19 protein-coding genes are annotated in these 19297 nt (G+C 60.7%); 9 read left to right on the top strand and 10 right to left on the bottom strand.

The features are described 5' to 3' along the window. Nucleotides 1-110 precede the first annotated feature (110 nt). Nucleotides 111-1049 carry a DnaJ C-terminal domain-containing protein gene (locus C4J84_RS03010; protein ID WP_124434883.1) on the bottom strand — a complete coding sequence of 313 codons (939 nt, stop codon included), beginning with the start codon at nucleotides 1047-1049 and terminating at the stop codon, nucleotides 111-113. Between the two features lie 236 nt (nucleotides 1050-1285). On the opposite strand from C4J84_RS03010, the gene C4J84_RS03005 reads away from it, so the two are divergent. Beyond that, on the top strand, nucleotides 1286-2554 hold the full coding sequence (locus C4J84_RS03005) for an Hsp70 family protein (protein ID WP_124361063.1): 1269 nt from the start codon (nucleotides 1286-1288) through the stop codon (nucleotides 2552-2554). A gap of 631 nt (nucleotides 2555-3185) precedes the next feature. On the opposite strand, the gene C4J84_RS03000 is transcribed toward C4J84_RS03005, so the two are convergent. Together C4J84_RS03000 and C4J84_RS02995 are read right to left on the bottom strand one after the other, a co-directional pair. Next, on the bottom strand, nucleotides 3186-4199 hold the full coding sequence (locus C4J84_RS03000) for an AI-2E family transporter (protein ID WP_124361062.1): 1014 nt from the start codon (nucleotides 4197-4199) through the stop codon (nucleotides 3186-3188). 190 nt (nucleotides 4200-4389) lie between these two features. Beyond that, on the bottom strand, nucleotides 4390-4689 hold the full coding sequence (locus C4J84_RS02995; RefSeq protein WP_124434882.1) for a PsiF family protein: 300 nt from the start codon (nucleotides 4687-4689) through the stop codon (nucleotides 4390-4392). 237 nt (nucleotides 4690-4926) lie between these two features. Between C4J84_RS02995 and C4J84_RS02990 the strand changes: the two genes are divergently transcribed. Beyond that, a complete protein-coding gene (locus C4J84_RS02990; protein WP_124365656.1) occupies nucleotides 4927-5457 on the top strand; it encodes a bacterioferritin in 531 nt (176 codons plus the stop codon). A 134-nt stretch (nucleotides 5458-5591) separates the two neighbouring features. Here the strand turns inward: C4J84_RS02990 and C4J84_RS02985 are convergent, their stop codons facing one another. Next, on the bottom strand, nucleotides 5592-7658 hold the full coding sequence (locus C4J84_RS02985) for an AsmA family protein (protein ID WP_124434881.1): 2067 nt from the start codon (nucleotides 7656-7658) through the stop codon (nucleotides 5592-5594). 357 nt (nucleotides 7659-8015) lie between these two features. Here C4J84_RS02985 and C4J84_RS02980 point away from each other — a divergent pair, with 357 nt between their 5' ends. Beyond that, nucleotides 8016-8387: a hypothetical protein gene (locus tag C4J84_RS02980; protein ID WP_124361058.1), complete on the top strand. Its 372-nt coding sequence runs from the start codon at nucleotides 8016-8018 to the stop codon at nucleotides 8385-8387. Between the two features lie 151 nt (nucleotides 8388-8538). After that, entirely contained in the window at nucleotides 8539-9171 is a 633-nt protein-coding gene (locus C4J84_RS02975; protein ID WP_057702615.1) for a TetR family transcriptional regulator, read from the top strand. Nucleotides 9172-9175: 4 nt separating this feature from the next. On the opposite strand, the gene C4J84_RS02970 is transcribed toward C4J84_RS02975, so the two are convergent. Next, nucleotides 9176-9673 (bottom strand): C40 family peptidase, encoded by a 498-nt coding sequence (locus C4J84_RS02970; RefSeq protein WP_124434880.1) that lies wholly within the window; start codon nucleotides 9671-9673, stop codon nucleotides 9176-9178. Between the two features lie 339 nt (nucleotides 9674-10012). Between C4J84_RS02970 and ureE the strand changes: the two genes are divergently transcribed. From ureE to C4J84_RS02945, 5 genes are all read left to right on the top strand, one after another. Beyond that, nucleotides 10013-10513, top strand: a complete 501-nt coding sequence (gene ureE / locus C4J84_RS02965) for an urease accessory protein UreE (protein ID WP_124369410.1) — start codon at nucleotides 10013-10015, stop codon at nucleotides 10511-10513. Continuing rightward, nucleotides 10510-11184 carry an urease accessory protein UreF gene (locus tag C4J84_RS02960; RefSeq protein WP_124428537.1) on the top strand — a complete coding sequence of 225 codons (675 nt, stop codon included), beginning with the start codon at nucleotides 10510-10512 and terminating at the stop codon, nucleotides 11182-11184. The genes ureE and C4J84_RS02960 overlap by 4 nt, the downstream gene beginning before the upstream one ends. Before the next feature lie 22 nt (nucleotides 11185-11206). After that, nucleotides 11207-11821, top strand: coding sequence for an urease accessory protein UreG (gene ureG, locus C4J84_RS02955; protein ID WP_017849719.1), 615 nt, complete (start codon nucleotides 11207-11209; stop codon nucleotides 11819-11821). A gap of 20 nt (nucleotides 11822-11841) precedes the next feature. After that, entirely contained in the window at nucleotides 11842-12414 is a 573-nt protein-coding gene (locus C4J84_RS02950) for a HupE/UreJ family protein (RefSeq protein WP_124369408.1), read from the top strand. A gap of 156 nt (nucleotides 12415-12570) precedes the next feature. Further along, the gene (locus C4J84_RS02945; RefSeq protein WP_124365651.1) at nucleotides 12571-13671 is read left to right on the top strand and encodes an AGE family epimerase/isomerase; all 1101 of its coding nucleotides are present in this window, start codon (nucleotides 12571-12573) and stop codon (nucleotides 13669-13671) included. A gap of 117 nt (nucleotides 13672-13788) precedes the next feature. On the opposite strand, the gene C4J84_RS02940 is transcribed toward C4J84_RS02945, so the two are convergent. From C4J84_RS02940 to livM, 5 genes are all read right to left on the bottom strand, one after another. Continuing rightward, a complete protein-coding gene (locus C4J84_RS02940) occupies nucleotides 13789-14694 on the bottom strand; it encodes a cation diffusion facilitator family transporter (RefSeq protein ID WP_124369406.1) in 906 nt (301 codons plus the stop codon). Nucleotides 14695-14880: 186 nt separating this feature from the next. Beyond that, nucleotides 14881-15645, bottom strand: coding sequence for an SDR family oxidoreductase (locus C4J84_RS02935; RefSeq protein WP_124361050.1), 765 nt, complete (start codon nucleotides 15643-15645; stop codon nucleotides 14881-14883). 787 nt (nucleotides 15646-16432) lie between these two features. Continuing rightward, entirely contained in the window at nucleotides 16433-17149 is a 717-nt protein-coding gene (locus C4J84_RS02925; protein ID WP_124361049.1) for an ABC transporter ATP-binding protein, read from the bottom strand. After that, nucleotides 17146-18021, bottom strand: a complete 876-nt coding sequence (locus C4J84_RS02920) for an ABC transporter ATP-binding protein (protein ID WP_124361048.1) — start codon at nucleotides 18019-18021, stop codon at nucleotides 17146-17148. Before C4J84_RS02920 ends, C4J84_RS02925 begins: the two co-directional genes overlap by 4 nt. Next, on the bottom strand, nucleotides 18018-19295 hold the full coding sequence (gene livM, locus C4J84_RS02915; RefSeq protein WP_124361047.1) for a high-affinity branched-chain amino acid ABC transporter permease LivM: 1278 nt from the start codon (nucleotides 19293-19295) through the stop codon (nucleotides 18018-18020). Before livM ends, C4J84_RS02920 begins: the two co-directional genes overlap by 4 nt. Between the last annotated feature and the right edge of the window lie 2 nt (nucleotides 19296-19297).

The following is a 19297-nucleotide window of genomic DNA, read 5'->3' as shown; positions in this document are numbered from 1 at the left end:
AGCCCTGTGGCGAGGGAGCTTGCTCCCGCTGGGTCGCGGAGCGGCCCCAAAATCCTGGGAGCGCTTCGCACTCCAGCGGGAGCAAGCTCCCTCGCCACGGGTACAGTGCCTTAGAACTGCTCGCGCGGATTGAAGTTGGCTTTCTTGGCCAGCTCCTGCCACAACGCTTTCACCTCGTCGCTACCTGCCGGCGGCATCACCGCCTTGAGCTGCACGAACAGGAAACCACGCTGGCCAGCCTTGTTCAGCAGCCCATGGCCCTTGGCGCGCATGCGCTGGCCATTCTGGCTGCCGGCGGGCACCTTGAGGTTGATCTTGCCGGTCAGCGTAGGCACCGGGACTTCCGTGCCCAGCGCCAATTCCCACGGCGCCAGCGGCAGGTTGATCACCAGGTTCTCGCCATCCACTTCAAACTTGGCATGCGGCGCGAACTTGATGATCAGGTACAGATCACCGTTGGCACCGCCGCCAATACCGGGCGCGCCCTGGGCCTTGAGACGGATGCGTTCACCGTCGGCCACACCGGCCGGGATCTTCACGTTCAGGTTCTTGACCGTATTGCTCACGTGCCGGCCAGAAGCGTCGTACTGAGGCACCTGGAAGCTGATCTGCTTGGACTCGGTGGACAACGTCTCCTCAAGGGACACCGACAGCTGCATCTCCACGTCCTGGCCCTTGCGTCCGGCAGGGCGGCGTTGGCCGCCGCCGAAGCCGTCGCTGCGCGCGCCGAAGATCGAGCTGAAGAAGTCCGAAAAATCCTCAGTGCCCGCGCCACCGCCAAAACCGCCCCGGCTCTGCCAGCCAGGTGGTCCCTGGAACGGCTGACCGTGCTGGCCATATTTGCGCAGCTCGTCGTACTCGGCACGCTTGTCCGCGCTCTTGAGGGCTTCATAGGCTTCGGACGCGTCCTTGAACTTGGCTTCGGCGTCTTTTTCCTTGCTCACGTCCGGGTGATATTTGCGCGCGAGCTTGCGATAGGCGGCTTTGATTTCCTTGTCGTCGGCGCTCGGCTCGACACCCAGAATCTTGTAGTAGTCTTTGAAATCCATCGGTGGTTCACCATCCTTAAACGAGATCGCACAGCCCGGACACAAGGTGCGCTGGTTTGCACGTGTTGAGTCTTGCGGCCTGGGGTGCGTCGGAGTTTTACAGGCACTTGCCGTATGCACCAGATGTGGGGGCGAATCACGCGCTTTCAAGCGCTATTTAACGGATGGTCGGCCTACGCATCCGGCGTCGACTGGCATACACTGCGCGGCCGTTTTGCAACCGGAACCCGATCGACATGAAAAACCCATCCCCAGCCCGTGCCTGCGGCATCGACTTCGGCACGTCCAACTCCACCGTCGGCTGGATCCGCCCCGGCGAGGAGACGCTTATCGCGCTGGAGGACGACAAGATCACCCTGCCGTCGGTGGTGTTCTTCAACTTCGAGGAGCGCCGCCCGGTATACGGTCGCCTGGCGCTGCACGAATACCTGGAGAACTACGAAGGCCGCTTGATGCGCTCGCTCAAGAGCCTGCTGGGTTCCAAGCTGATCAAGCACGACACCAGCGTATTGGGCACGGCGATGCCGTTCACCGACCTGCTGGCGCTGTTCATCGGCCAGCTCAAGAGCCGCGCCGAAGCCACCGCCGGCCGCGAGTTCGAAGAAGTGGTGCTGGGGCGCCCGGTGTTTTTCGTCGATGACGACCCGATGGCCGACCAGGAAGCGGAAAACACCCTGGTCGACGTGGCCCGCAAGATCGGCTTCAAGGACATCTCGTTCCAGTACGAACCGATTGCCGCCGCGTTCGACTATGAGTCGACCATCGAAAAAGAAGAGCTGGTGCTGATCGTCGACATCGGCGGCGGTACCTCCGACTTCTCCCTGGTGCGCCTGTCACCGGACCGTCGTCATAACGACAACCGCCAGAGCGACATCCTCGCCACTGGTGGCGTGCACATCGGCGGTACCGACTTCGACAAGCAGCTCAGCCTGCAAGGCATGATGCCGCTGTTCGGCTACGGCAGCCGCATGAAAAGCGGCGCCTACATGCCGACCAGCCACCACATGAACCTGGCTACCTGGCACACCATCAACTCGGTGTACTCGCAGAAATCCCAGCTGGCCCTGAGCAGCATGCGCTACGACATCGAAGACACCGGCGGCATCGACCGCCTGTTCAAGCTGATCGAACAGCGTGCCGGGCACTGGCTGGCGATGGAAGTGGAAGAGACCAAGATCCAGCTGACCCATGAAGACAGCCGCCTGGTGTTGCTGGACCGGGTTGAGCCTGGCTTGAGCGTGGAACTGAGCCGCAACCTGTTCGAATCGGCCATCGATGGCCTGCTCGAGCGCGTGCGCAACAGCGTGACCCAACTGCTCAACGACGCCTCGGTGGATGTGGCCCAGGTGGACACGGTGTTCTTCACCGGTGGTTCCAGCGGGATCCCGGCACTGCGTCACAGCATCTCGGCGATGCTGCCGAATGCGCGGCATGTGGAAGGTAATATCTTTGGCAGTATTGGCAGTGGGTTGGCGATTGAGGCCAGCAAACGCTACGGTTGCTGAATTTCACCTGAAACACCGTGGTGACTTCATCGGGGGCAAGCCCCCTCCCACCTTTGATCTGTGAACACGGTCAAAATGTGGGAGGGGGCTTGCCCCCGATGGCCATAGGTATCTACGCAACTTTTGGCGTGGCCCTGAACCTGTGGCGGCCCAGGAGCCGAAGCCTCTCTAACTGATGCCCCGCGACCAAAATGTGGGAGGGGGCTTGCCCCCGATGGCGGCCTGACAGACGACCAGGATGTTGGATCAAGGCGAGTACATATCCGTTGCTGCGGTAACGGCTGCTATGGGTTCCGCCCTTACGGCGTCTCACTTTTGAAAAGCGCAAAAGTAAGCAAAACGCTCTTGCCCCACCACTCGGCACCTCGCCTAGGCTCGGTGTGCCCGTAATCCGATAGTGATTTGGGGGGCCGCCGCCACGCGCCATCCATGGCGCGGGGCGGCTAAACCGGCATCCCTGCCGGTTTACCCCCCAAATCACTATCGAATTCCGGCCAGCGTGGTTTAACGGGGCGCTTAAGATCAAGAGCAAGATCAAGAGCGGCTCGCTTCGCATCGTGGTTAGCGTAGGCTGCTACAAAATTGTGTAGATACCTATGCCCCGATGGCGTCAGCCCAATCAACACAAAACCTAGACCATCCCACCCAGCTTCAGCTCACTCTTCAGATACGCATAATAAATCGGCCCCGCCACCACCCCCGGCAAGCCGAACGCGGCCTCGAACACCAACATCGCCAGCAGCAACTCCCACGACTTGGCACTGATCTGCCCGCCGACGATGCGCGCGTTGAGGAAGTACTCGACCTTGTGAATCACGATCAAATACCCCAGCGCCGCCACGGCGACCCAAATCGACAGCGACAACGCGACGATGGTGATCAGGGTGTTGGACATCAGGTTGCCGATTACCGGCAGCAGGCCGAGCAGGAAGGTCAGCACGATCAGGGTTTTGGTCAGCGGCAGGTGAATGCCACACAGCGGCAGCACCACGGCGAGGAACACGGCGGTGAAGGCGGTGTTGAGCGCGGCGATCTTGATCTGGGCGAAGACGATGTTGCGAAACGCCTGGACCAACAGGTGCAGGCGGTCGAACAACGCGGCGGCCAGGGGTTTGCGCTTGGTCAGGTCGGGCACGCGCTGCAGGGCGATGATCGCGCCGAGCACCATGCCGATCAGCAAGGTGACGAACATATGAGCCGCGTCTTTGCCGACGAGTTGCAGTTCGCTCAGGTGTTTGCTCAGCCAGTCGCCGATGGCCACGCGGAATTCGGCGGCGCTGGCGGGCAGATAGGCATCGATGGACGGCGGTAACTGGCCGCGTGCGCGGTCGACCACGTGCATGAATTTATCCAGCGAGGCGCCGGGGTTTTCCGCTTCGTGCAGCAGGAAGCTGATCGCGCCGGCGAAGATCAGCGTGAGCACGCTGACGATCAAGGTACCCAGCAAGGCCACCGCCAGCCAGCGCGCACGCCGCCCTTCGATCAGGCGCTGAAGCTGGGGCGTAAGCATGTTGACCAGTTCATAGACCAACAGGCCGGCCAGCAGGCTGGGCAGCAGTTTCAGCGGCAGCACCAACAACAATCCGCCGAAAATGATGATGTAGCTGGACAGCAACAACACATGACGCTGAGAAAACGTTGGCATACAGCCTCAAAACGAACGGCGTTAAAGGATGGGCAGTCTGCCAGCCTTGCGGGAATCAAGCGAGGGGTCGGTTGTGAATGCGATCAAGTGTGGGCGGCGGTGAATCAGCCTATGAATCGGTTGACTGAAATTGCGCTATCGGGGGCAAGCCCCCTCCCACATTTGATCAGCAGCGCCTGCACAATTGTGATTAACCCTTGAGGCAAGTACTCATGAAGATTTTACGCGCATCACCGGCCAACGCCTTGGTTTTCGCCGACGCGTTGCAATCCTTCATCTTCTGCTGCTGCGGGGTCAGGGTCTTGGCGTCATTGGCCGCCGGGGCCGACAGGCAGGTCTTCATGAAGGCCTTGCGCTCGTCGCCCTTGAGGGTCTTGGTAGAGGCTTCGGCATTGCAGGTGGTCATTTTGTTTTGCTGGGCGGTGGCGGCAAAACCTTGGGAACACAGCAGCAGGCTCATCATGATCAACGGAATACGCAGCATCTTCATGGAGTTTTCTCCCGGTTACCGTGCCGAAGGGCGCGGCCTACAGCGCAGTGTAGTCAAAACTCGTTACAACTTCACCGGCCCATGGATATTCCAGTCGCCGCGACGCCAGTACACGGAGTGCTCATGACACATCTGGTTAAATCCGATAAAACTTTTCGCCCCTTGCGCGACTCACAACCTGGAGCGATCACGCCGGCAGAGCGTGGCGTAAAACCGGATTAGCCCCAGGAGATTGAGATGACTGAAGCACACTTGACTGACGTTGCGACCCTGCGCAGCCGCGCCCGCCAGAACGTCGAAAACGGTGCCGTGACCGAAGGCTATAACGCCGACCGCGAAGAAATCATCCGCCTGCTCAACGAAGCGCTGGCCACAGAGCTGGTCTGCGTGTTGCGCTACAAGCGTCATTACTTCATGGCCAGCGGCCTGAAAGCCAGCGTCGCCGCCGACGAGTTCCTGGAGCACGCTACCCAGGAAGCCGAACACGCCGACAAACTCGCCGAACGCATCGTGCAACTGGGCGGCGAGCCGGAGTTCAACCCCGACCTGTTGTCGAAGAATTCCCACGCCCAATACGTGGCGGGCAATTCGCTGAAGGAAATGGTCTACGAAGACCTGGTGGCCGAGCGCATCGCGGTGGACAGCTACCGCGAGATCATTCAGTACATCGGCGATAAAGACCCGACTACCCGTCGCATCTTCGAAGAGATCCTGGCCCAGGAAGAAGAACACGCCGATGACATGGCGGATATTCTGCAGGGTCTGTAACCCGTAATACCGCAATACCAATGTGGGAGGGGGCTTGCTCCCGATGGCGGAGTCTCAGTCAAAGATTGATTGGCTGATACACCGCAATCGGGAGCAAGCCCCCTCCCACATTTGGTTTCAGGTGCAGTCCGTTATTACTTCACGGTTTTCGGCGCCTTGCCTTCTCGCATCTGTTGCAACAACGGTGCGCACGCATTCGGCTCGCCGCCACTTGGGGCGACCAAGGCGAGCAACCCGGCAGCCGGGCCGGCGATCACACCCAGGGCGACCATGCCCGCGCCGCGCAGCGCCAGGGGGATGGCTTTCACCCCGGCATTGGGCTTGATGAACGGCCCGTTCACATACAACGGCGAGCGCAGGGAGAACAGACGAAAGCCCTTGGACTCCGGCGTGATGGTCAGGTCCAACTGCTCGGTCGCCATATTGGCTGTGCCATCGACGTAGATGATCGCGTTCTCGGTATCGAACACAAACAAGCGTGTCGTCGCCAAACCGGTCTTGATGCCGAAGTCCGCCGCCGCGCAGTTGATCTTCACTTCCTTGTCGCCAAACAGGCGCCCCACCACGTAGTTGCCCACGTTAAGGCCAGCGATTTCCATCAGGCCACGGCTGATGGCGCCGTCGTTGATCAGCATCTTCAAGTCACCGTTGGCCGTACCCAGCAGCGCCGCCACGGAGTTGCCGCGCCCGGCAATATCGGCGTCGCCGTTGAGTTCACCAAAGCTGGTTTTCATCGGTTCAAAGGTCGGGAACAGCTGTTTGAGCTTGAAGTTACGCGCCGTGAGTTTCGCGCGGCCTTCCATCGGCGTGGTGCGCCCGTTCAAGCGGATCTGCGCATCGAGCTTGCCGCCGGCCACGCCGAAGCGCAGGGGCTCGAGGCTCAGCTCACCATCATTGAGCACCAGGTGCGTATAGAGGTCGGTGAAAGGCAGGTCGGCGCTGTGCACAATGCGTTTGCCGGTGAATTCCACGTCGGCATCCATCTCGCGCCAGCGCTCGGTGCGGAACTCTTCAACCGGCAAGACTTTGGTGGCCGGTTGTTTGCTTTCGCCGCCACGGGCTTTCTGCTTGGCGTTGGAGTCGGCGCCGATCAAGGGTGCCAGGTCATCCATCAGCAGCTGGTTGGACACCAGCGCGCCGCTGAGCTTGGGCCGTGGCTGGCTCGCAACGTAGGCCAGGTTGCCGTGGATGTCGCTGTTGCCGATCTTGCCGTTGAAGTTTTCATAACGAAATGAAGCGCCGCTGGCTTCGTGCAGCTTGGCGATCAAATGACCGTCGGTTGAGTACGCCGGCGAATCGGGCAATGTCACGCCAGTCAACGGGTAGAGGTTGCCGAGGCTGCTGCCCGACAGCTTCAGGCGCAGGTCGAGGGCGCCGAGGTTGAGCGGGTCGGTCAGGGTGCCGGCCAGGGCGATGCTGGTGTCGGCGATCTTGACCTGGGCCTGCAGCGGGAAAGGCTTGGCCGCGTCCTGCAAGGCGAGCAACCCGCCAATCTTGCCGGTGCCGGCGAGCGCCTGGCCATGGTATTGGCCTTTGACCTTGAGGCCGAACGCATAGTCCTGCGGCGCCGAGCCTTTCTCCAAGACCTTTTTGGCATCGACGTCACCGACGATTTCACCGAAAGGAATCGGTTTGCCCAGCGGGTCGATGATCACATCGAGGCGGGTCTTGAGGGTCTGGTCGTCGAGGGTGACGTGGCCCTTGTCGAAGCCGATGGCGCCGATGTCCACCACCCAGCTGGAAGGCTCGGCGTCGGGGTCCTTGGGGTCGAACTTGAAGGTCCAGTTGGAACGGCCATCCGCCAGGCGCTGCAGGTCGGCGCTCGGTTCGGTGAGGTCGATACGCGGGATCACCACGCGTTGTGCCAGCAAGGCCAATGGCGAAATACGCAACTCGACTTTCTTCAGCGTGACCATCTGCGGCTGCTTGGACCAGTCGGGGTTGCCCAGGCTCAGGTCTTCGGCAATCACATGGGGCCACGGCACCCACGCGCGCCAGCCGCCTTCGTCGGGCTCACGCTGCCACACCACCGCCAGGTTGCCATTGATGGCGAACGGGCGGTGCAACTCTTCGGAGACCTTGGCATTGAGGGGGGGCTTGATGCGGTTCCAGTCGAAGAACACCAGGACCAATACCGCGATGGCAATCAACAGAACGAAGCTGGCGCAGCTCCAAGCGACAATTTTTCGAGTGCGCGTCATTGCACATGGCTCCTGAATACGACTGGCTGGGCAACAGCCTTTGACACAGCTTATAGGACTACGACTGGCAAAGTGCCTGGGGGTTTAACGCAACGGCCGATTTAGCCGAAAAAAGCGATTTTCCTGATCAACCAGACAAGGTTGATCATCCACGACGCACCATTGTTACCCAGGTTCGTGTCGAAAATACCCACCACAGTGCAAAACCGCGTGCTTGAGAGGCGCGTTCTAGAGCCTCCCGTGGGAACAATCAATTCTGTTGATTATTACCATTGTCTTTATGAACTTTTATATCGACTTATCAAGAGTAGCATTAGCCCTGTACCCACTTTATCGCCCTCCCAAGGAGCAACCCTCATGAAACGCCAAGTACTCGCTACCGTCCTGTTATCCATCCTGGCTTCCAGTGCCTTTGCCCTGCCAGCCGCCGAACAGGCCACCCCACAGAACAAAGCCCAAGCCGTGCAGTCCAGCCAGACCCTGGCGCGCAGCGGTTCGCAAGAAGACGAAAACCGTGACTACGCCAAAGGCGCTGTTGCTGAAAACGGTTCGGAACAGGCCAACAAACGCGCCTACACCGAAGGCCTGACCGAAGGTGGCAACGACCGCCTGCAAGAAAAAGGTCTGGTAGAAGGCGGCGCTGAACAAGCCAATGATCGCGCCTACACCCAAGGTCTTGCCGAAGGCGGTGCCGACCGTCTGGAAGAACTGCATCAAGCACAGAGCTAAGCCCATGGTGGCCCATAAAAAAGCCCGGTCTGTCGATCGGGCTTTCGCTTTTATATAGACCGCGTCACGTCTCGCCCCCGCCAAGTTCGACGCCGGCAAAGCGGTTTTGCTAGAGTGCGTCGCTGTACTCGCCGACAAAGCCCATCCGCTCATGCTGCCCCGCGCCGAACAGAAGCAACAGACCCGCCTCGCCTTGATGGACGCTGCCCGCCATCTGATGGAGTGTGGCCGTGGGTTTGGCAGCCTGAGCCTGCGCGAAGTGGCCAAGACAGCGGGTATCGTGCCTACCGGGTTCTATCGCCATTTCGCCGACATGGACGAGCTTGGGCTCGTATTGGTCAGTGAAGTCGGCCAGACCTTCCGCGCCACGATTCGACTGGTGCGTCACAACGAATTCGTGATGGGCGGGATCATCGATGCGTCCGTGCGGATCTTTCTCGATGTGGTCTCGGCCAACCGTTCCCAATTCCTGTTCCTGGCCCGCGAACAATATGGCGGTTGCCTGGCGGTGCGCCAGGCCATCGGCGCCCTGCGCGAAGACATCACCCGCGACCTGGCGGCCGACCTCACGCTGATGCCCAAGCTGCAACACCTGGATGCCGAAGGTTTGCACGTAATGGCCGACCTCATCGTCAAAAGTGTGTTCGCCACCCTGCCCGATATCATCGACCCACCCGCCCACGCGTTGCCTGCCCATCTCACGCCCCAGGCGAAGATCACCCAGCAATTGCGCTTCATCTTTATCGGCCTCAAGCATTGGCAAGGCCTGGGCAGTACCGAGTAATGCCTCAGCTGGCCGTATGAAAGCGCTTGGCCGTGGTGTAGTTCTTGCTCCAATAGGTATTGCTCAACGAATCGATACGCACATTCTTGCCGGTACGCGGTGAATGGATGAATTTGCCTTCGCCGATATACAGCCCGACGTGACTCACCCTCCCCTGCCCGTTGCCTTTGAAAAAGACCGCGTCGCCCGGCTTCAACGCATTGCGCTTGATGGTCGCGGCGGTGGAACGGTGCATCGCAGCCGTGGTGCGCGGAAGCTGAATATTCGCTTCGGTCTTGAACAGATAGACCAGGAAACTGCTGCAATCGAACCCTTGCTCGGTAGACGTACCGCCCCACTTGTAGGGTGTGCCGAGCAATTGATGGGCCCGGTCGATCACATCGTCGACCGAGGATGATGCGGGCTTGGAAACAAAGGTGGGCGGCTGTTGAAGAGTGGCCGAGGCTGATGAGATAAGGCACGACAGGCTGACAATGACGGAACAGATAAGTGACTTGAACATGATGAACATCGCAGTGAATTAAACACGGCGCGAATCTTAAACAACCCCCGTGTAACTCCACGAAGGCCAATTCCCGTGGCTTTGTAGGAAAAATCCTTAAAAACGCCACGAAGAATTGGATGAAAGAAGTTTCATGCAACACATGACCGTTCACCACGCAAAATGCCCTTTTACGGTGCTAAAACCCGCTCAAGCGCACCAAATTGCCACACAGATGCACTCAGCGAGTGCCCTGCCTTGTGGCGCTCGCGCCCTGCTGACAGGAAATTCCTACGCGCCTGCCGGGTTGGCAAGACCCTTGCTCTAGCTCCCTTATCGCTCATAGCCGGAAGCTTTCTGATGCTGGTGATCCACCGCCGAATCGCCCCGCAAGCCCTCTGGGCCGCCGAACTGCTGCTGAACTTCGAAGCCCGCAGCAAAAGCCGTCTGCGCTGTTTCAGTGCCGAGGGTGAAGACGTCGGCCTGTTTCTGGAGCGTGGGCAACCGCCGCTGCATGATGGCGAATTCCTACAAGCTGAAGACGGACGCGTCGTACGTGTCTGCGCGCGCCCTGAACAGCTGATGCATGTCACCTGTCGCAACGCGTTTGAACTGACCCGCGCCGCCTATCACCTTGGCAACCGCCATGTGGCCCTGCAGGTCGGCGATGGCTGGCTGCGCCTGCTCGATGACTATGTGCTCAAGGCCATGCTTGAGCAGTTGGGCGCCGACGTGCACACCATTGAGGCGCCCTTCCAGCCTGAACACGGGGCCTATGGCGGTGGCCATCATCATTCGCGGCATGGCGATGAAGCCTTCAACTACGCGCCCAAACTGCATCAGTTCGGCGTGCGTCTATGAACCCAGCCTGGGCGCTGTTGCGCCTGGCCAGTCCGCAGTTGCCGATTGGTGGCTACAGCTATTCCCAGGGCCTGGAAATGGCCGTGGACAACGGCCGCGTCAACGATGCCGCCAGCGCGCGGCGCTGGATCAGTGATCAATTGCTGCTCAACCTCGCGCGTTTCGAAGCGCCGTTGCTGCTCGCCCATTGCGGCGCGGCCACAGAACAGGCGTGGCCACGCCTGGCGCAGCTGTGTGAAGAACACCGTGCCAGCCGCGAAACCCGCGAGCTGTATCAGGAGAGCCGGCAGATGGGCTACTCCCTGCAGCAACTGCTCAATGGCTTGCCGGAACTGGACGCCGCCGCCCGCGACTTTCTTGCCCAACACCCTGAACCCCATCTCGCCCTCGGCTGGGCGCTGGCCGCGCGGGCCTGGGCAATCAGCCCCGAAGACGCGCTCGCCGCCTGGCTATGGAGCTGGCTGGAAAATCAACTGGCCGTGCTGATGAAAACCCTGCCCCTGGGCCAGCAAGCCGCGCAGCGTCTGACCAGCGAGCTGCTGCCGCTGCTGCAACAGGCCCAGCAGCATGCCGACCGCATCGAACCCGATCATCTGGGCAGCGCCGCCTTTGGCCTGTCTTTGGCGTGCATGGCTCATGAACGCCAGTACAGCCGCCTGTTCCGTTCCTGAGACTGTTTTTGGAGAACCTGACATGAACACACAACCCCTGCGCGTCGGCATCGGCGGCCCGGTGGGCTCCGGCAAGACGGCCCTGACCCTGGCCCTGTGCCTGGCGCTGCGCGACCGCTACAACCTGGCGGTGGTCACCAACGACATCTACACCCGCGAAGACGCCGATTTCCTGGTGCGCAACCAGGCCCTGGCGCCGGAGCGCATCATCGGCGTGGAAACCGGCGGCTGCCCGCACACGGCCATCCGCGAAGATGCCTCGATCAACCTGGAGGCGGTGGACCAACTCAACCGGCGTTTTCCCGGCCTGGACCTGATTCTGGTGGAGTCCGGCGGCGACAACCTGTCGGCGACGTTCAGCCCCGAGCTGTCAGACCTGACCATCTATGTGATCGATGTGTCTGCCGGCGACAAACTCCCGCGCAAGGGCGGGCCCGGTATTTGCAAATCCGACCTGCTGGTGATCAACAAGATCGACCTCGCGCCGCTAGTGGGTGCCTCGCTGGAGTTGATGAACAGCGACACTCAACGCATGCGCAATGGCAAACCCTTTGTGTTCAGCAACCAGAAAACCGGCGTCGGCCTGGATGAAATCGTCGCCTTTATCGAACGCCAAGGCCTGCTGACCGCTGCCTGATCCCCCTACGGAGCCTGTGTATGAACCTCAAGAAACTGTTCGCCGCCGCCACGTTGCTGCTGGCCCCCGCCCTCGCGTTTGCTCACCCGGGTCACGGCGACAATGGCCTGGTTGCCGGCATCAGCCACCCGCTGGGCGGTCTCGATCACTTGCTGGCCATGGTTGCGGTCGGGCTGTGGGCGGCGCAGCAAAAAGGCAATGCACGCTGGGCCCTGCCTTGCGCCTTCGTCGGCACCATGTTGATTGGCGGCATGCTGGGGTTTGAAGGCCTGCAATTGCCGGCGCTGGAAAGCGGGATTGCTGCGTCGGTGCTGGCCCTGGGCCTGGCGGTGGCGCTGGCGGTACGGCCGCCGTTGTTCGTGGCGGTGGGTGTGACGGCGTTGTTTGCCCTGTTTCACGGCGTGGCCCATGGCTTGGAGTTACCGGACATGTCCAGCCCCTGGGCGTATGCGGCGGGGTTTGTCGGCGCAACGGCGGCGCTGCACGCGGCGGGCTATGCGGTGGTACGTTTGCTGCCAGCGGCGGCGGCACCGTTGGTGCGGGTGGCCGGGGCTGCGTCGGCGGCGACTGGGGTCTGGTTGTTGGCGGGCTGATAGATCGTTCCCACGCTCCGCGTGGGAATGCAGCCGGGGACGCTCCGCGTTCCTACGCATGACGCGGAGCGTCATGAAAAGCATTCCCACGCAGAGCGTGGGAACGATCAGCCTGATACCATGCGCGCCACACCCCTGCCGTGACGACGCCAGCCGATGCCCCAACCTCTTTTGAACTCCGTGCTCACGCACTTCCACAACCTGATCGTGCCGCTCTGGCAGGGCCCGGGCTGGAATGCCGACCTGGCGCTGCCGTACGAGGCACTGGACGCCGATCACCAGCCGTTACCCCCACAACGCTACCGCGCCATGGCCTGCGCCCGGCAGTTGTACCTGTTTGCCAGCCTGATCGGCGAACCCGGTGCAGCCTTTGCCGAGGAACGCGCCGCCACACTGTTCCGCTCCTTGCAACGGCACTTCCACGACGCCGAACACGGCGGCTGGTTCTACAGCATCGACCCGGCCGGGCAGCCGCTGGATAAACGCAAAGACCTCTATACCCACGCCTTCATCATCTTTGCCTGCGCCCATTACTGGGCCAAGGTGCGTGAACCATTGGTGGAATCGGTGCTCAATGCCGCGCTTGCCGTGGTCGCCGAACGCTTCGCCAGCGGCGACGGCCTCTACGAAGCAGTGCTGGAGCGCAACTGGTCAAGCCTCAAGTCGGGCCCCTTGCAGAACCCGCTGATGCACCTGGCCGAAGGCTTTCTCGCCACACTGGCGGTGCGTGACGATCCCCTCACGCGTGACGCATTGCTGGACTTGGCCGGCGCCCTGCAAAAGCGCTTTATCGACCGTCAGCACGGCGTGATGATGGAAAAACCCCTGGGCGCTGTGGATAACTGGTTCGAGCCAGGGCATCAGTTCGAGTGGTTCTTTTTGCTCGAGTCGTCGCAGGTGCTGCGCGGTACAGCGCTGCATGCCTCACTGACGCGAGCGTTTGCCTATGCCGAGCAAAAGGGTGTGGATAAGTTAAGCGGTGCGGTCAGCGGCATGCTGTCTGTGGATGGCACGGTGCGCGACGGCACCCAGCGTATCTGGGCGCAGGCTGAATACCTGCGGGCGTTGACCCTGAGACCTGACAGCGAGGCAGTGCTGCAGCGTCAATTGCTGGCGCTGCAAGAGCATTTCCTGCATGGGAAGGGTTGGCATGAATGCCTGGATGCCGACGGTCAGGTGAGCCGCCGGGATATGCCTTCTACCACACCTTATCATTTGGCGACTTGCTATCAGGGTCTGACCCAGCATTTGGGCTGACCTTCAGGCCTCATCGGGAGCAAGCCCCCTCCCACATTTGTCCGCGTTTCATGTTGGAACCCGATCCAATGTGGGAGGGGGCTTGCTCCCGATAGCCTCACCTCGGTCTAACAGCCATCACGCAATCCACTTGCGATCCCCAGTAAAACTGATGGTCAACCAACGAGCCGCATCCGGCGTGCCTAGCCCTGTGGATATCTCCTCGCGCAGCAGGTCGAGGGTCGCGACGTTATCCACCGGGTAATCCGCCGGCAACACCACATGGATTTCGATGAACCGCGCCCGCCCGTGCTTTTGCACATAGGACACGTAGTCATCGAAACCATGCCTGGCCTTGGCCGCATCCATCACTTCGCGCACGGTGTCGTCCAGGTGATCCGGGGCGATCCCCAGCACCTCACGCAACGCCGGGCGCAGGATCTTGAACGCCGGTGCCAGCATGCTCAGGGCCAACAGGATCAGGATCAGCGGGTCGACATACACCGCCCACTCGCCATACCCCTGGGACTTGAGCAGCAGTGCCGCCAGAAAGCTGATCAACAGGCCCACCGACAGCATCGCGTCCACCAGCCAACTGATATTGTCGAACTGGATCAGCGAGGATTTCAGCGTGCGATTGCGGTAGCGCACATAGAAGAAGTAGGCGAACTCCACCACGGTAAACACCGCCGCATAAATGATCACCAGCCCCAACTCGATCTCGCGCCCGCCGTTGATGATGCCGAACACGCCGTTGAGAAACGCATAGATGGCGATCAACAGCAGAAAGCTGCCTTCGATCAACAGCACCATAGGCTCCAGGTGCCAGTAGCCGAACTGGAACCGCTCGTTGCTTTTCTTGACGATCAGCTTGGCCGTGATCAGCATCAACACCTTGATGGCGGTGGCGATCAGCGAGAAAAAGCCGTCGAACAGAATGGATTGGGCGCCGGATATCACACCCGTGACAATCCCGGCGATCGCAACTGCGAACATCAGGATGGTCGATTGTTTGAGCAGTGCCTGCTCACCTCGGTTACTCACATTTCCTCCCGTCAAAACCTTTAAACCGCACAGTGCGGAGGGTTTTCAGGAGCGGAGTGTACCTTTGATCGTTCCCACGCTCTGCGTGGGAATGCATGGTGTGACGCTCTGCGTCACCAGCAAAGCGCGACGCAGAGCGTCCCCGGCGGTATTCCCACGCGGAGCGTGGGAACAATCAGTTGAGCCTTACTTGGCCCCGCGCTCAATCGCAAACCCAGCCCAGGTCTGGCTCACCGGCATCAGCTCCAAGCGGTTGATATTTACGTGCGCCGGCGTATTCAGCACCCAGAAGATCGTGTCGGCAATATCCTGCGGCTGGATCGGCTCGGCGCCCGCGTAGGTCGCGTCATAACGCGCCTGATCGCCGCCGAAACGCACCAGGGAAAATTCGCTCTCGCACAAGCCCGGCTCGATGTTGGTCACACGCACACCGGTGCCTTGCAGATCGCAGCGCAGGTTCAGCGAGAACTGCTTCACGAACGCCTTGGACCCGCCATACACATGGCTGCCCGGGTAAGGGTAGTTACCGGCGATGGAACCCAGGTTGATGATCCCGGCGCCACGGCCATGGGCGATCAGGCGCGGCAGCAGCAGGTTGGTGGTGGTCAGCAACCCTTTGATATTGGTGTCGACCATGGTTTCCCAATCGTCGAGGTTGCACTTGGGCGCGGGATCGGTGCCCACGGCCAGGCCGGCGTTGTTGATCAGCCCGCGCAACGTGGCGAACGAGGGCGGCAGGTTGGCAATGGCGTCTTCCATGCCTTTGCGATCACGCACGTCCACCACCAGGCCATGCACTTCGGTTTGCTTGGAAAGTTCTTCGACCAGCGCATTCAAGCGCTCGGCACGCCGACCGGTGAGCACCAGTTTCCAGCCAGCTTCGGCAAAACGGCGGGCACAGGCTTCACCGAAACCTGAAGTGGCGCCAGTAATAAACAGCGTGTCGGACATGGTGGTCTCCTTGCGGGCAACGGGAAAAGTTGCCAGCAGAATGCCCTTACGCTGCCCTCGCGGCAACCGCTACGCGCGCATCTTCCTACTCGCCTGATCACTTTTTAACCACGCCGGGCAGAGCTATGCAGATCAAGGCCTGCAGCCACATACGCGCAGGTTATCCACAACTGCGCCCACAGTCTTTGGGGGCAAGTGCAAATCGCCTTGAGCCGCGTGATACAAGGCCTGCAGGAGCTTTTAGAAAGTTTTTTGCTTGACCTGGACAGAGGCGTATGTAGGCGTTTTCCCCGGTGAACATCTAGACGATGGCTCCAGGCCAGTCATTCCGGCCTCTGCGGCAGTCTTTCCAGAGTTTAGTCACAGACTTATCCACAGGCAGGAGTGACATGCAACGGTCATATACCTGTGTCTTTAAACAGGTTGACAAACCCCTCGAAGGGTCGCGAAAAAGTGGCTGATCAAATACTAACCACACCGCTGCAAGCCACGGTTTCAGAGGCCTGCAGCCAGCTACTCCCACCTTACCCACAGCCGGTTCCACAGCGGATGGGGACAAGTCAAAACTGTGACAAAACAGGGATTTGCGGCGGCTATATGTCGCGCTTTGGAGGGGAGCTGAATTTGTTTTCCACAATTTGGCGCAGGCCTTGTGGATCACACAAAACAATGTGGGAGGGGCGGTGCGACGATTCGACTTGCTCCCGATAGCGTTTTGTCAGTCAGCACATCTGAAACTGACACTCCGCTATCGGGAGCAAGCCCCCTCCCACAGGGTACCGCGCAGTCAGTGACCGCCCAGGTAGGCGTTGCGCACTTCTTCATTCACCAGCAGTTCCTTGCCCGTACCGGTCAGGCGAATCTCGCCGTTGACCATGACATAGGCGCGGTCCGACAAGCGCAGGGCGTGGTTGGCGTTCTGCTCCACCAGGAAGATGGTCATCCCGGTGGAGGCCAGCTCGCGCAGGGTGGAAAAGATCTGCTTCACCACGATCGGCGCCAAGCCCAGGCTGGGCTCATCAAGCAGCAACAGCTTGGGCCGGCTCATCAGCGCGCGGGCGATGGCGAGCATTTGCTGCTCGCCACCAGACATGGTCATCGCGCGCTGGTTACGCCGCTCCTTGAGCCGTGGAAACAGCTCGAACATGCGTTGCATGTCTTCCTGCGCGAACTTGTCGCCAATGGGGATGGTGCCCATCAGCAGGTTTTCCTCGACGGTCATGTCGGGGAATACCCGCCGCCCTTCCGGCGACTGCGCGATGCCGTTGGAGGCGATGTAGTGGGACGACTTGTGGGTAATGTCCACGCCGTTATAGAGAATCTGCCCCGACTCGGCCCGTGGCTGGCCGAAGATCGACATCAGCAGCGTGGATTTGCCCGCGCCATTGGAGCCGATCAGGCTGACGGTTTCGCCTTCGTTGATGTACAGCGAGACTTTTTTCAGGGCCTGGATCGGGCCGTAGAACACGTCCAGGTCCTTCATTTCGAGGATAGGCCCGTTCATACGAGTTCCTCTTCGTCTGCGCCCAGGTAGGCGGCGATCACTTTCGGGTCGTTGCGGATCGCGTCCGGCCCGCCTTCGGCGATCACGTTGCCGTGGTCCAGCACCACGATGTGGTCGGAAATACTCATCACCATGCCCATGTCGTGTTCGATCAGCACCACCGTGAGGTCGTGTTCGTCGCGCAGCAGGCGAATCATCGCGCTGAGGGCTTCGGTCTCCTGGGGGTTGAGGCCCGCCGCCGGTTCATCCAGGCAGATGATCTGCGGCCGCGTGCACATCGCGCGGGCGATTTCCAGGCGGCGCTGCTGGCCGTAGGAAAGCTCGCCGGCGAGGCGGTTGGCGCAGTCCACCAGGTCGACCACTTCCAGCCAGTAGAACGCGTGGTCGAGGGCATCGCTTTCGGCCTTGCGGTAGCCCTTGGTGTTGAGGATACCGGCGAGCATGTTGCGGTTGACCCACATGTGCTGGGCCACCAGCAGGTTCTCCAGCACCGACATTTCCTTGAACAGGCGAATGTTCTGGAAGGTCCGCGCCAGGCCCGCGCGGTTCACCAAGTGGGTGCCGCCGAACATCTTGTAGTACACCCGGCTGAAAAAGCTTTTGGGCGAGACGAAATCGGTGGCCTGGAAGCGCTCACCCAATAACTGGATCACATTGGTCTGCTTGCCACGCACGTTGAGTTCGATCTTGCCGCCACTGGCCTTGTAGAAACCGGTGAGGCAGTTGAACACGGTGGTCTTGCCGGCGCCGTTGGGGCCGATCAGGGCAAAGATCGAGTTGCGCTTCACCTTGAGGCTTACATCGCTCAAGGCCTTGATGCCACCGAAGTGCATCATCAGGTGTTCAACGGAGAGGACGACTTCCTTGCTCATGGCGCCACTCCTTTACGTGGTGTCACACCGGTGCGGCTGATGCGGATCAAGCCGCGCGGTCGCCAGATCATCATCACCACCATCAACACGCCAAACAGCAGCACGCGGTATTCAGAGAAGCTGCGCAGCAGTTCCGGGGCAACGGTCAACACGAACGCCGCGATCACCACACCGACCGTCGAGCCCATGCCGCCCAAGACCACGATGGCCAGGATCAACGCCGACTCGAAGAAGGTAAACGACGACGGGTTGACGAAGCCCTGGTAACTGGCGAAGAACACCCCGGCCAAACCAGCCGTGGAGGCACCGATGGTGAACGCCGAAAGCTTGACCAGTACGTGGTTCAGGCCCATGGAGCGACAGGCGATTTCATCTTCGCGCAGGGCTTCCCAGGCACGCCCGACCGGCATGCGGGTCAGGCGATGCTTGATGTACAGCACGGCCAGAACCACCAGGAACAGCACGATGTAGATGAACATGAACTTGATATTGGGGTTGTAATCGATGCCGAAGAACTCGTGGAACGGGATGCCGCCGTCCTTGGCACGCTTGCCGAACTCCAGGCCGAGGAAGGTCGGCGAAGGCACCGGCATGCCGTTCGGGCCACCGGTGAACGACAGCCAGTTGTTGAGCACCAGGCGAATGATTTCACCGAAGCCCAGGGTCACGATGGCCAGGTAGTCACCATGCATTCGCAATACCGGAAAGCCGAGTATGCACCCCGCCAACGCCGCCGCAATGGCGGCCAGCGGCAGCACCGTCCAGAAACCCAGGCCGAGGTATTGGTAACCCAGCGCCAGGCCGTAGGCGCCGATGGCATAGAACGCCACATAACCCAGGTCGAGCAGACCGGCCAGGCCGACCACGATGTTCAGGCCCAGGCCGAGCAATACGTAGATCAGCCCGAGGATCACCACGGTCAGCAGGTACTTGTTGGCAAAGATCGGAAACACGATGGCGATCACGATCAGCGCCGGAATGATCCAGCGCAGCCGCGACTTGTAGTCCGGCGCCCGCACGTGCACGCCGGAGCCGCTGCTCTCGAAACCCTGCAGGATCTTCACGCCCTTGGGGGTTTGCAGGAACAGGCTGAGGGCAAAGCGCCCGGCCATCACGATGGCGACCAACGTGGCCACGCGCGCCGGTTCCAGGTTGAAGCTGTAGCCGTCGAGCACCACGCCGACGATCGGGCCGAACACGATCAGCGAAATCAGCCCGGCGAGGACCGTATCGACCACACTTTTCTTGATATCGATAGATTTGGCAGCAGACATGT

The sequence above is a fragment of the Pseudomonas sp. R11-23-07 genome (assembly GCF_003852295.1).
Classification (GTDB): Bacteria; Pseudomonadota; Gammaproteobacteria; order Pseudomonadales; family Pseudomonadaceae; genus Aquipseudomonas.
The sequence above is the reverse complement of the archived record's forward strand: the minus strand, read 5'-3'. Positions and strand labels throughout refer to the sequence as shown.